Origin of the sequence: Nocardia miyunensis NBRC 108239, from assembly GCF_001613065.1 — a bacterium.
GTDB lineage: Bacteria > Actinomycetota > Actinomycetes > Mycobacteriales > Mycobacteriaceae > Nocardia > Nocardia miyunensis.
In genome coordinates this window covers 1-12,032 of the sequence record NZ_BDBQ01000156.1, presented here as the reverse complement: position 1 = coordinate 12,032, position 12,032 = coordinate 1, and the positions used below count along the sequence as shown (strand labels likewise).

General features: G+C 66.7%; 10 protein-coding genes. 8 read left to right on the top strand and 2 right to left on the bottom strand.

Going from position 1 to position 12,032, the window contains the following annotated elements; translation table 11 throughout:
* Positions 1-127: 127 nt before the first annotated feature.
* Positions 128-1,021 (bottom strand): methionyl-tRNA formyltransferase, encoded by an 894-nt coding sequence (locus NM2_RS46085; RefSeq protein WP_084532397.1) that lies wholly within the window; start codon positions 1,019-1,021, stop codon positions 128-130.
* A 146-nt stretch (positions 1,022-1,167) separates the two neighbouring features.
* Here NM2_RS46085 and NM2_RS46080 point away from each other — a divergent pair, with 146 nt between their 5' ends.
* The 5 genes from NM2_RS46080 to NM2_RS46060 all read left to right on the top strand — a co-directional run bounded on the left by NM2_RS46080 (position 1,168) and on the right by NM2_RS46060 (position 6,065).
* Positions 1,168-1,437, top strand: coding sequence for a hypothetical protein (locus tag NM2_RS46080; protein WP_067683905.1), 270 nt, complete (start codon positions 1,168-1,170; stop codon positions 1,435-1,437).
* Entirely contained in the window at positions 1,430-2,041 is a 612-nt protein-coding gene (locus tag NM2_RS46075; RefSeq protein ID WP_067683901.1) for a DUF6879 family protein, read from the top strand. Before NM2_RS46080 ends, NM2_RS46075 begins: the two co-directional genes overlap by 8 nt.
* Positions 2,042-2,079: 38 nt before the next feature.
* Positions 2,080-4,515: an ATP-binding protein gene (locus tag NM2_RS46070; protein ID WP_067683898.1), complete on the top strand. Its 2,436-nt coding sequence runs from the start codon at positions 2,080-2,082 to the stop codon at positions 4,513-4,515.
* A gap of 56 nt (positions 4,516-4,571) precedes the next feature.
* Positions 4,572-4,925: a hypothetical protein gene (locus NM2_RS46065; RefSeq protein ID WP_067683896.1), complete on the top strand. Its 354-nt coding sequence runs from the start codon at positions 4,572-4,574 to the stop codon at positions 4,923-4,925.
* Between the two features lie 768 nt (positions 4,926-5,693).
* Positions 5,694-6,065, top strand: a complete 372-nt coding sequence (locus NM2_RS46060) for a hypothetical protein (RefSeq protein ID WP_439956999.1) — start codon at positions 5,694-5,696, stop codon at positions 6,063-6,065.
* A gap of 116 nt (positions 6,066-6,181) precedes the next feature.
* Here the strand turns inward: NM2_RS46060 and NM2_RS50015 are convergent, their stop codons facing one another.
* Entirely contained in the window at positions 6,182-6,319 is a 138-nt protein-coding gene (locus NM2_RS50015) for an Rv1535 domain-containing protein (RefSeq protein ID WP_157122047.1), read from the bottom strand.
* Positions 6,320-6,373: 54 nt separating this feature from the next.
* Here NM2_RS50015 and NM2_RS46055 point away from each other — a divergent pair, with 54 nt between their 5' ends.
* The 3 genes from NM2_RS46055 to NM2_RS46045 all read left to right on the top strand — a co-directional run bounded on the left by NM2_RS46055 (position 6,374) and on the right by NM2_RS46045 (position 11,898).
* Positions 6,374-6,640, top strand: coding sequence for a hypothetical protein (locus NM2_RS46055; RefSeq protein WP_067683890.1), 267 nt, complete (start codon positions 6,374-6,376; stop codon positions 6,638-6,640).
* A gap of 390 nt (positions 6,641-7,030) precedes the next feature.
* Entirely contained in the window at positions 7,031-7,321 is a 291-nt protein-coding gene (locus tag NM2_RS46050) for a hypothetical protein (protein WP_067683886.1), read from the top strand.
* Positions 7,318-11,898 carry a cation-translocating P-type ATPase gene (locus NM2_RS46045; protein ID WP_067683885.1) on the top strand — a complete coding sequence of 1,527 codons (4,581 nt, stop codon included), beginning with the start codon at positions 7,318-7,320 and terminating at the stop codon, positions 11,896-11,898. Before NM2_RS46050 ends, NM2_RS46045 begins: the two co-directional genes overlap by 4 nt.
* The last annotated feature ends 134 nt before the right edge of the window (positions 11,899-12,032 follow it).

Below are 12,032 nucleotides of genomic sequence, written 5' to 3'. Positions count from 1 at the left end.
GAGCCGCGACCACGCCGAAGAGCTTAAAACTCAAGCTAGCGGCGCGGTGGTGTGGTCACGGGGGTGGCTGTAGAGAAGGGCTGAGTCCGAGCAGACGATCGCGGCCGGCCGTCGGTCGAAATCGGCCTCAGTCTTCGGTGGAATCGGGTAGGTGAAGGTGTTGGGTGATCCACAGCGGGGCGTCGGAGCATTGGGCTTGGAGGCCGGTGGCTGGCTGCAAGCTGGTCTGTAGCAGCGAGATTCGGTGACCGTCGAGTTCGGCGGTCGGGCCGGGGGGATCGTAGATGCCGAATCGTCGTGCTCGAACCTGGTTGTGGATTTCGCGTGCTGTTTTCGACCAGTCGACGGTGGACCATTCGGGGCCGATCGGGCCTTCGTATGTTGCGTCCGCGTGGTTCTGTGGTTGGCCCGGGCAGCCTTGTGCGGCTCGTTCGAGGGCGATTGGCAGCAGGTCTCGGGTGATGTCGTCGAAGGTGCGGATCAGGCCGTCGGCGACTTCGTCGTCGATCGCGTCGGGCAGGAGTACGCCTGCTTGCTGGGCCACGATGGGGCCTGCGTCGAAGTCGCGATCCATCCGATGAATCGTGACTCCTGTCTCGGTGTCTCCGTGCAGTAGGGCCCAGTGGACGGGCATGGGGCCGCGGTGTCGGGGGAGCAGTGAGGTGTGGATGTTGAGGACTCCCAGACGTGGTGTCCGCAATACGGTTTCGGAGAGTCGCCAGGGAAATCCGTGACAGATCATTATGTCGGCGCGGTAGCCGGACAACGCCATGTCGAGTGCATTATTTCCGGCGACCAGTATCAAATCCAAACCGTCCGGTACTGCGTGAACGAATGTGGAGAATTCCGTCGCGGACTTCGCGTCGACCGGACCTTTCGGTGCCGTGGGACGCGGTGCGATGGCGGCTGCTGGGAGGTGTCCGGCGCGTGTGCACGCCTCGTAGAGGGCGATGAGTCCCTCGCTCCTGGATGAGGCCAGCGCGACACGCAGTGGTTCAACCAAAACGTCCCCTCTCGACATGCGAGTCTCACCGTGAGACTGCCGTTCCCGTGTCGGCTACGGTAGGGCGGACGGTAGTGTCTCGTGGTGGTTCTCCGCGTGGATTGTGTTGACATGCTATAGAATTGGTTCCCGAACGTGTCCTCGACCGACTCACAGGGGTGGCTATGGAGCGAGGGTGGGAGGCCGATCCGGCGGCGTCGATGAGACGACGGTTGGGTAAGTCGGCCAAGGAGCTGGGGCAGACCGGTGGACGGGACTCGTGTCCCGACATTTGGGAACTCGATAACGGTGACATCGCGGTGATCGGTCGGGATCTGACGGACGTGTATGCCGCGCGTCTCCCGGAAGATGTGACAATCTATCATGATGAGCGGTTGGTAATCATTCCGCGATCGATGATCATCGCAGCCAAATCGGATATTCCGGATGTCTGATCTGTTTCGCGGCATCGCCAGCGAATTTTTGGCCGCCGATGCGATGCACGCGGATTATGAGAGGCGGTTCGCCGCGGCCGATGGGCTGGATTCGTGGAAGCTGGAACGCCGGCAGCATTTCCGCGATCCTCAGTTCGCCAGCTGGGTGGCTTTCGACCGGGGCGAGTGGGCACAAGCCCTGCGGTTGCTCGAGCGTGAACGTCCGAGTCTGGCCGAGCTGCAACAGGAAACGGCCGCCCGGGGTATCGATCTGTATCGGGTGCGGGTCGTGCAGGAGCCGATCGTGCCGTACCTGCAGTGGGAGCTTCATCTGCTGGCGCTGCGCGCGGAGTACGGCGAGAAGATCCGCGTCATCGGACCGGAGGTTGTCGAGCCGTACGAATCCGATGGCGAGCTGCCCGAGTTGCTGACCGTGGGCAGGGACACTGTGTACGAGTTCGCCTATGACGAGACCGGCACTCTGTCCGGCGCACACCGGTACGAGGATTCCGAGACCTGCACTCGCTGTACGGATTTCATGACCGAGCTGTACGCGGTCGGTGAGGATGTGGCCAGTTTCTTCGCACGGCGAGTGGCTACCGCAGGCTTGCAGGGAAAAGCCTGACGGCGTGGTGTGTGTGATGAATCGTTGCGTGGTGTCGCATGACCGGGGCCGATGAGGATCGCGGTAGCTCCGGTGGCGGCTTCACCCATTCCGAGCTATCGGGTTCGGGCGGAGATGTCGTGCAGGCCCGGGATGTCCAGGGCGGCGTCCATTTCCATGCGGCAAGCGAGCGCCGTGGTGTGTCTGATCCGATACCGCGGCAACTACCGGCCGATATCCGTGGCTTCGTCAACCGGATGGCCGAACTCGCGCGGCTGGACCGGACACTGGCGGGAGATCCCGGCGAGCCGCTCGTGTGCGGGGTATCGGTCATCACCGGAACCGCGGGGGTTGGGAAGACCTCGCTCGCATTGCGGTGGGGGCACCGAGTGCGGGAAAGGTTCCCCGATGGACAGCTGTATGTCGACTTGCGCGGCTACGACGCTGGTGACCCGGTCACCCCGGGCCAGGCTCTCGACGGGTTCCTGCGGGCGCTGGGAACCACACCCGCCGGAGTCCCGGCGGACGAGCCGGGGAAAGCAGCCTTGTTCCGGTCACTGCTGGCCGAACGCAGGATGCTGGTGGTTCTCGATAACGCAGCCACAACAGCTCAGGTGTTGCCCCTGCTGCCAGGCACCTCTGGCTGCCTGGCGGTGGTGACCAGCCGCGGTGATCTGCCTGGCCTGGCGGTGCGGGCTGGTGCGAAACGGCTCACGCTGAACGTGTTGAGCGAGAACGAGTCGGTGACGTTGTTGCGCACCGAGACCTGCGAGGAGCGGATCGCCGACGATGCCGAGGACCTCGCGGAATTGGCTCGGTTGTGTGGCAGACTGCCGCTGGCGTTACGCATCGCTGCCGACCGTGCCGCGAGTCGGCCGTACGTGCCGTTGTCCGATCTGATTGCCGATCTTCGCGACGAGTCGAACCTATGGGACGCATTGGGGGCGGGACCGGAGGATGAAACAGACGTGCGCACCGTCTTCGCGTGGTCGTATCGAGCGCTCCCCAAAGACGCGGCGACCCTGTTCCGTATGCTAAGCCTGCATCCCGGGCCGGAATTCAGTACCGCGGCGGTCGCGGCCCTGGGCGACCTGCCCACCCGCCAGACCCGCTATCTGCTGGACGTTCTCGTCGGCGCGCACCTCATCGAACAGCACGCTCCGGACCGCTACCGGTTCCATGATCTGCTGCGCGCGTACGCGTTGGATCAGGCTCACACCGCGGAGCCGCCGCAGGCTCGCACAACTGCGCTGCGGCGCATTCTGCTGTGGTATCTGCTCGGCGCTGATGCGGCTCAGAGTGTCGTCAGCCCGATAGAACCGCATGTCGCGTTCGCTCCTGACGAGTCGCCGGAACAGGTCTGGACTGCTACCGCACCAGCGGTGTTCGACAATGCCGAACACGCGGTCCGCTGGTACACCCTCGAGCGCGCCAATCTGGTCGGCGCCGTGCGCGCGGCGGCCGATTCGGCGATGGATCATCTGGCCTGGCGGCTTCATGTCGTGTTGCGCAGCATCTACATGCGAGAGAATTCGTTCGACGACTGGTTGATCACCGGGCACGTGGCTCTTGCCGCCGCGCGACGAGCCGGCGACCGCAGTGGGGAAGCGGAGGTTCTGGAGAGCCTGGGGATCGCCTACACCCAATCGGGAAGTCTGGCTGAGGGAGCCGAAAACCATCGTGCAGCTTTGGCGATCCGGCGGGAGATCGGTGACCGGTTCGGAGAGGCCATGTCTCTGAACGGATTGGGGCTGCTGGCTTTTCGAGAGCACGACCTCACGACCGCGCTGGAATTGCTGGAACACAGCCGCGTCGTGCTGCATGACGTCGGTGAGTCGATGTGGGAGACGCTCGCCACGGTCAATATCGCCGAGGCATGTCTGCGTCTCGATCGACCACGGGAAGCCGAGGCGTTGCTTCGCCCGTCTCTGGCGATTTTCCGGGAGCGTCAGCAGCCGGCGAGTATCGGAAACGCGTTGTGGCTGCTCAGTATGACCCTGCGGGAGCTCGACCGTCCCGAGGAGGCGATACACCCCGCACAAGAGGCCGTGGACCTCGCTCGCAGCCACGGCAACCACATGTGGGAGGGCTGCTGGACCATCGAACTGGGAGCGGTCCAGCAGGCGCTCGGTCACCATGGTCAAGCACTCGAGTCCTACCAACGCGCGGCCGCTCTGCATCGCCGGATCGGTGACCGCGGCCGCGAAGCACAATCATGGGCCGGCGCGGGCGAGGTGTACCGGGAACTGGGCCGGCCAGAGGAAGCAGCGTCCTTCCACCGGCTGGCCATCGCCACACACCGTGAACTCGACGACCGATGGCTGCTGGCAACGGATTTGGAACAACTCGGATACGACCTACGCCGCGCCGGTGACCCCGACAGCGGCCGCCCGCATCTGGAGGAAGCCCAATCCATCCTCGCCGAGTTCAACGATCCCAAGGCCACCCGTATGCGCCAACGCATCGCGGCGGTCCTGGAAAACGAAGCGAGCTAAGGACTTCCGGCTATGGTGGATTCAACCCAACGCCATGACTCGAGTCGAGGTGCCCCGTGATCGAACCAATTCTGATCGCCATCGCAAACTCGTTGGCCGGCAAAGCAACCGGTGCATTGTATGACCTGGTCCGCACGAAGTTCGCCGCGAGCCGACACGACACCGCCGCCCTCGAGGCCGCGGCAGGCGCCGACGAAGGCGACCAGCAGATCTCACGCCTGGCCGAAGCCCTCGATCGAGCCGAAACCGATGACGCCGAGTTCAAATCCCGATTGCGGACCCAGTGGGCACAGATCTCGATCTCCGGCCCCGGCCGGTCTGGGGACGGCGCTGTCGCCAACGACATCTCGGGGACCGTGTCCGGAAATGCCGTGCAGGCCCGCGACATCCAAGGTGACATCCGCTTCTGAGGGTCTCTTCGGCCGCAGTGGCGACGGGCCGAGCAATAGATCTGGGGCTATCCATAAGTCCCCTTCTCCTGCGCGACGCAGTGGTCTCCTCTTCGCAAGTCTCGGGGGCCTGTGCTACCGGCTCACGCGGATCCGGGAGTGTCGGATTGCCGGTGGATCTGACACTCCCGCTGAGGCTGGTTGAGCACGGCAGGTAGGGGAGTGGAGCAGGTGTCGCCCGGCGCCTTGGAGGACATTCGGGCCGGGGGATATGCGCAGCCAGGAGGAGCGGGGCACCCGGTGACGTTAGGCCGAGAGAATGACATCGAAGGGGAGAGGTGGATGTCGATCAGTGTACGGACACAACGTCTTTCGCCACTATTCCTGTGGCTGGGACCGGGATCGGGCTGGTAGGGGCACCGCCGCGGTCACGCAGAGGCGTGTCACGCAGAGTTCTCCCGATCCAGGCGCATCTCCTTGTGCATGCTCGGCACCCACTCATGTGTGGCCGGTCAGCGGATTCCGGTGTCGCTGAGCACTATTCCGCATGTCAGCGTCCTGCGAGCCGGAGCGCGGAGCCTGCACTTGCCGCCGCTTTCTCGCCTCGCGAGAGCCGTCGGCCTCGCCGTTTCCATAGTGACTGCGGCTTGACCTTCGGCTTCGTGAGATGACTTCCTCGGAGGTAAACTTCGAGCAGCTCGTTGGTGTCCGAATGGTGAACTCGATGGGGTGACTATGGACATTTCCGAAGGCGTGGTAGACGTCATCGCTCGGACGGCTGATGCAACGATGGCTGTGACCGGGGCCGTGGGCGGCGCCGCTGTAAACGGCGTGTTCGGCGGGATCAAGGGTGCTGCGGTCGGTATGCGGGACGGGATGAGCAGTGGGAGTCACTCGACATCGGCGGCAGTGCTGACCCTGTCGGCGATCGGTGCCGCGGGGCTGGTGGACTGGCCCGTCCTGCTGGGCGTCGGTGGCGCTGCTCTGGTGGTCCAGCGGCTTGGGCATCGGTCGGCCAGGTCGCCGACACCTGGTGTCGTCGGGCATGCGGCGGATTCCGAGCCACTTCCGAGCGGTGATCGAACGGTGCGAGGCGACGATAACGTGATTCCTGCGCCCAAGAAGTCGGCCCGGGCGCGACGCTCGCCGAGCAAGCGTTGACCGTTGAGGTGGAACGGAGCTGCCGATTCGGGCCTGCTGCTACTGGGCACTGTTCACGGCTGCGGTCGTGAACGCCGACGCTCCTTCGGCTGATCGCCGGGGCGGCGGCGGGAAGGTCAGTCGACGATCTCGATGACTTCCAGGCGCAGCAGCACCGCATACAACTGACGCAGCGGCACTGTGAGCACCTGTGTCAGGGCCCCTGTCAATGGATCCGACCCGATGCCCACACCACTACTCATCACGCTGGCCACTGTGCGGATTACAGGCGTCGGATACTCGAACACGCCATGTCCGGGAGGCAACAAATGGCCGAAAAATCACTAACCGGCCACCGGAACGCCGTCGATCGTGTGCTGGCTGCGCAGGGTTTCGCAGTGGACCTGCCGGTGATCGGCCGGGTCCGCATCCCGCGGCCCGAGCAACTGGCGTACTACGGTGCCCTCGGTGCGCTGGCTGCCGCCGAGATCATCGAATGGCCCGTCGCGCTGGTCCTTGCAGCAGGTCATTGGCTGATACAGGATCAGCACAACCGCGTCGCACAGGAGATCGGAGAAGCGCTCGAAGAGGCTTAGGTTCAATTCCGCGCAGTTGACCTCGCGGCATGGTGCCGGCCTGCAGGTATCGGGAAATGCGCGTCAGCGACCATTTGGCAACTTGAATTGTGGGGTGGCGAGGATTCGGCAACCGTATCGACACGCTCGGCAGTAATGCCGATTGAGCTGGGTATTTTCTGTCTCTGTATGCAGCGGGCGAGGTGAACGCGTTGCTTTCCATGGGCTGATCGGGGCATTGCGGAGTACTCTGGCAATCCACTGGTTTCCGCAGGAAGTTCTTTTCGCGCTACCGACGACAACTGGGGTGTGATGATGAGCATTGCATCGGGCGCTGTAAGAACGCTGGAGGCTACGGCATCGGCGACTGCGCGTGGGGTCGAGACTGCCGGTGGAGCAGTCGTCGGCCCGGTGGCAGGTGCCGCACGCGGCACGGTCGAGGGCGCTGTATCCGGCGCCCGCAACGGGATCGACATGCCGACCGCCACTGTGCTCGGCATCGTCGCGGCGGGTGTGACGGGCCTGGTGGATTGGCCGCTGGCCGTCGTCGCGGGCGGGGTTGCGGGTGCGGCGTACATGTTGCGGCGTGCGAGAACCGAATCCACCGATCAGAAGCCGGCCGAGCAGCCGCGGGCGCGAAAGAGTACTCGGCAAAAGCAGCCCACTGCCGGTTCGCGGCGGTCGCGAACCGCCGCACAGTGACTGTGTCACTGCGCGGTGTGGTCACCGCGCCCCTCCGGCTTCCCATGGCAGCGACCGGAGCCACGCTGGGATTGCTCCGGCGGCCGGTCGTGGTGGCCTCGCGGCTGGAGGACCCGGCAGTCGCCCAGATTGCCACCGAACTCACCGAGGGCATCGGCCGGGAGCTGAGCGCGCTTGTGGACCCGCGGCGCATGCGTACGCAGCGGCGGGTTACGGTGCACGCCAACCGTATTCACGCCGAAGTTCGCGGCTTGCGGTCGTCGCGGAGCGCGCGGGTGGCCGAGTTCCTGCACAAGCACCTCGAGCAGGAACCGGAAGTGCGCTGGTTCCAGGTCAACGCCGCCACCGGTCGGGTCATGGTCGCCGCGGATCCGCAACGTCTGCCTCCGGCGCAGCTGGAAACGATCCTGGAACGTGTCGAGGAACTCGCCGGCACCAGTGATGAGCCGTGGAGTCGCCGGTTCGAGCACCCCTCCGACAGGGAGCCGGTGTTGACCTCGGCGCTGCAGCTGGCCGGGGATGTCATCGGCATCGGTGCGGTCGTCACGGGCCGGTTGCTTCCGGCGACGACGCCCGCGCACGTGGTCCGGGGCGCGGTGGCTCTGGTGGACGGACAACCGCGGTTGCGCGGCGCACTGGAAGCCCAGCTCGGCCGCCACCGTGCCGACACGGTGATCACGATCGGAAACGCCGTGGGCCAGGCCCTGGACTCGGAACTGACCAGCCTGTGGACCGATGCGGTCCAGCGAGCGGTTCGGCTGGTCGAGGCGACCGCTCGCTTCGCGCAGTGGCAGCGCTGGGAACAGCTGATTGCCGACCCGGACCTTCCGGGCGTCGACGAGTACGACCCGCCCGAGCCGCGGCCGGTACCGCTGCCGCACGGTCCGATCGAGCGCTGCACCGAGCAGGCCGCAGCCGCGGCAGCGGTCGCCTCGGCGGCGACGCTGGCGGGCGGCCGCGCGGTCGCCGATGCCGCGGACGCTGTGGTAGCGGGTGTGCCGAAGGCGGCGCGGGCCGGTCGCGAGACCTTTGCCGGTGTGCTGTCGACCCTCATGGCCGCGCGCGGCGTGCTGACCCTCGACCCGCTGATATGGCGCCGCCTGGACCGAGTCTCCGCAGTGGTCGTCGACCGGGATGCGGTGCGCGGTCGATCGGCCGTGGTACTCAACGCTGAATCCCGTGACGACAGCTGGCCGGTCGAACACGTGTGGAGCGCCGCGCAGCGGCTACTTTGGCGTAACGGTGAGGAACTGCCGATCCCACCACCACCGGAGCACCGCCGTGAGAATTTGCACTTGGGCATCGATGTCGGCGCCGACCGACGGTCCGGCACCGAAACGGATGACCATGGCTCGGGATTCGATTCCGGGGACCCGCGCTGGCATCTGCTGCACGAGTACGGACGTGTGGTCGGGCGGGTGCTGATCGGGAACGAGCCACATCCGGGTGCCGCGGGGCTGCTGGCCACTGCTCGGCAGGCGGGCCTGCGCGTCGTACTCATCGGTGACGAGGGCACCGGCGAATTACGGCGCAGTGCAGATGAATTCGTGCTCGCCGGTGGGTCGGTGTCCGCTCTGGTACGACGATTGCAGAAGCAAGGACACGTGGTAGCGGTGTTGAGCGGCAACGCACATCGCGCGCTGGGTGCTGCCGATCTCGGCATCGGTATCGCTACCCGAAGCCCCGGCGCCCCGGCACGGATCCCCTGGCAGGCGGATGTGGTGTGCCCGGATCTGAGTTCGGCACGGCAGATCATCGCCGCCACCGTCCGGGCGCGCGACGTCAGTGAGCGCGGCCGGGTCCTGACGTTGTCGGCGGACACGCTCAGCGGTCTGCTGCTCGCGTCCGGTCCGGCCGAGTCTCGGGCGGCGCGGGTGACGAGTCCGATCGCTGCGGCCACCGTGATGGGGTTGGCAACGGGTCTGAACTCCGGGCGCCGGGCAGCTCGTGCGAGCGGACCGGCCGAGGTGCGGCTGGTGCCGTGGCATGCGCTGGAACCGGATGAGGTGCTGGCCCGGCTACCTGCCCCGCACCGGGCGGCGCCGGTGCCACGGTCGCACGCCATCACCGCGGCCGGCCGGATGTCACAGCGATTGGCAAGGCCCGCAACGTCTCTCGCCAGTTTAGTCACGGATGTGCGCCGCGAGCTGGCCGATCCGATGACCCCGATACTGAGCGTCGGCGCGGTCGCCTCCGCGCTGCTGGGCTCGCCCACCGACGCGGTGCTCGTCGGCACGGTGCTGGGGCTCAACGCTACGGTGTCGGCCCTGCAGCGCCGCCGCGCCCGGGTGTCGCTGGACGAACTCCTGCTCGGCGAGCGATTGACTGCCCGCCGGATGACCGAAGCCGGCGAAATCGAAACTCCTGCAGATTCTCTGCTGCCCGGTGATGTGATCGCACTCGGCACCGGCGAGGTGGTTCCGGCGGACGCGAGGCTGCTCGAGACCGACGGGCTGGAGGTTGACGAGTCTGGGCTCACCGGCGAGTCGGTGACCGTGGAAAAGCAGACCGCCGCCACGCCCGGCGCCTTGCTGGCTGAGCGCACCGGCATGGTGTTCGAGGGCAGTGTCGTGGTCAGCGGCGAGGCGACCGCGGTGGTGGTCGCAGTCGGAACCGCCACCGAGGCAGGCCGTGCCCTCGCCACCGCCGCGCCGCCCCCGGCCGGCGGTGTGCAGGAGCAATTGCACAGCCTCACCAGGCGGGTGCTGCCGTTCACCGTCGGCGGCGGAACCGCTGTCACCGCCACCAGTTTCCTGCGCGGACTGCCGCTGCGCCCGGCCCTGGCCGACGGGCTGGCCGTCGCGGTTGCCGCCGTCCCCGAGGGACTGCCGCTGGTTGCGACGGTTGCTCAACTGGCCGCTACGCGCCGGCTGTCACGCCGCGGCGTGCTGGTGCGCTCCAGTCGGACCATCGAGGCGCTGGGCCGCGTCGACACCATGTGCTTCGACAAGACCGGCACCCTCACCGAGGGCCAATTGCGGCTGGTCGCCGTTGCCGACCTCGACCGGCAATGGGACAGTGACCATTTCGGGGCGACCCCACACTCGCGGGTGCTACTGCGCGCCGCCGCCCGCGCTTGCCCCAACCCTCGAGACGCCCCGCTGGTACACGCCACGGACCGAGCTGTCGTGGAAGCGGCACACACGCACCTGGGCCACCGACCGCCCCACGCCTGGGATCCGATCGAGGAGGTGCCGTTCGAGAGCTTCCGCGGTTACTCCGCGGCGGTGGGCAATACCGGCCGGCATATTCGGCTCGCTGTCAAAGGTGCCCCGGAAGTGCTTCTGCCACATTGTGATCAGGTCTTGTGCACCGATAGCGAAGGCAGCCCCCGGATTTCGATGTTCACGCCCGAGTTTCGCGTCCAGGCGGACGCGGCGGTGCGGCGGCTGGCCGCGCAGGGGCTGCGGGTACTGGTGGTGGCGCGGCGCGATTTCGCGTCGGCTCCCCAAGACGTCACCGAGGAGATCGAGCAACTCACGCTTCTGGGCTTCCTCGGCATTGCCGACAGCCCACGCCCGCAGGCGCCCGAACTGCTCGCCGAATTGGCTCGTAATGACATCAGCGTGCGAATGATCACCGGTGATCATCCGATCACCGCGCGTGCGGTCGCCGAACAGCTCGACATCCCCGCCGACACCGTGGCCACCGGCGCCGACCTCGACGCGCTGGACGAGGACGGCCAAGCCGAATTGATCGAGCAAGCAACGGTTTTCGCGCGGGTATCGCCCGAGCACAAAGTGCGCATCGTGTCCGCGCTCCAGCGTCGCGGGCACACCGTGGCGATGGCAGGCGACGGCAGCAACGATGCGGCCGCCATCCGCACCGCCGACGTCGGGATCGGGCTGGCCGCCCGAGGATCGGTCGCCGCACGCGAGGCCGCTGACATGATCCTCACCAACACCGGCTCGGTCCTGGACCTCACCGTGCTACTCGAGGCGCTGGCCGAGGGCCGCGGCATGTGGCAGCGGGTGCGCGACGCGATCGGCGTGCTGGTGGGCGGCAACGCCGGTGAGGTGGCGTTCACCGTCCTGGGCACCCTGCTGTCCGGTCGAGCCCCGATCGGCACCCGGCAATTCCTGGTGGTGAACCTGCTCACCGACCTCGGTCCGGCCATGGCGCTCACACTCGCGGACACCCGGCCCGCCGACGACACCGAAACAACCGACACGACACTCGGACCACCGCCCGGCATCGGCGCCGACTTCCTTCAAGCCGTCGCCGTGCGCGGCAGCTGCACGACCCTCGGCGCGGGCGCGGCCTGGCTGCTCGGTCGCGCGACCGGCCGCCGCCGCCGCGCGGACACCATGGCATTGGCCGCCCTCATCGGCACGCAACTCGGGCAGACCCTGGTGATCGGCCGGCGCAGCAGCCTGGTCTGGACCACCGTCGCAGGCAGCTCGGTACTTCTCGCCACGATCATCATGGCGCCCGGGGTGAACCGGTTCTTCGGGTGCGTACCGCTCGGGCCGGTAGCGTGGTCGATCGTGTTGGGCTGCGCCGCAACCGGCACCGGCGCAGCGCTTTTGGCCGGCCGCGCTCTATCCGAACCGCGGCCTGCTCCTCGTCTTTCATGATCAGTCGCGAAAGGTTGCCGCGACGATCATCGATGTCGAGCACTGTGAGCATCGCTCGAGGAGGACGCCCTCAACCTGCAACCGGCCCAGCCTGTCGGTATCGGGGGTCAGCGCCGAGATGGACGAGATGTTGA

Excerpts from the sequence above, each read along its gene's own strand:
- NM2_RS46085 (WP_084532397.1), bottom strand. The coding sequence starts at position 1,021 with ATGTCGAGAGGGGACGTTTTGGTTGAACCACTGCGTGTCGCGCTGGCC.
- NM2_RS46080 (WP_067683905.1), top strand. The coding sequence starts at position 1,168 with ATGGAGCGAGGGTGGGAGGCCGATCCGGCGGCGTCGATGAGACGACGG.
- NM2_RS46075 (WP_067683901.1), top strand. The coding sequence starts at position 1,430 with ATGTCTGATCTGTTTCGCGGCATCGCCAGCGAATTTTTGGCCGCCGAT.
- NM2_RS46070 (WP_067683898.1), top strand. The coding sequence starts at position 2,080 with ATGACCGGGGCCGATGAGGATCGCGGTAGCTCCGGTGGCGGCTTCACC.
- NM2_RS46060 (WP_439956999.1), top strand. The coding sequence starts at position 5,694 with ATGGCTGTGACCGGGGCCGTGGGCGGCGCCGCTGTAAACGGCGTGTTC.
- NM2_RS46055 (WP_067683890.1), top strand. The coding sequence starts at position 6,374 with ATGGCCGAAAAATCACTAACCGGCCACCGGAACGCCGTCGATCGTGTG.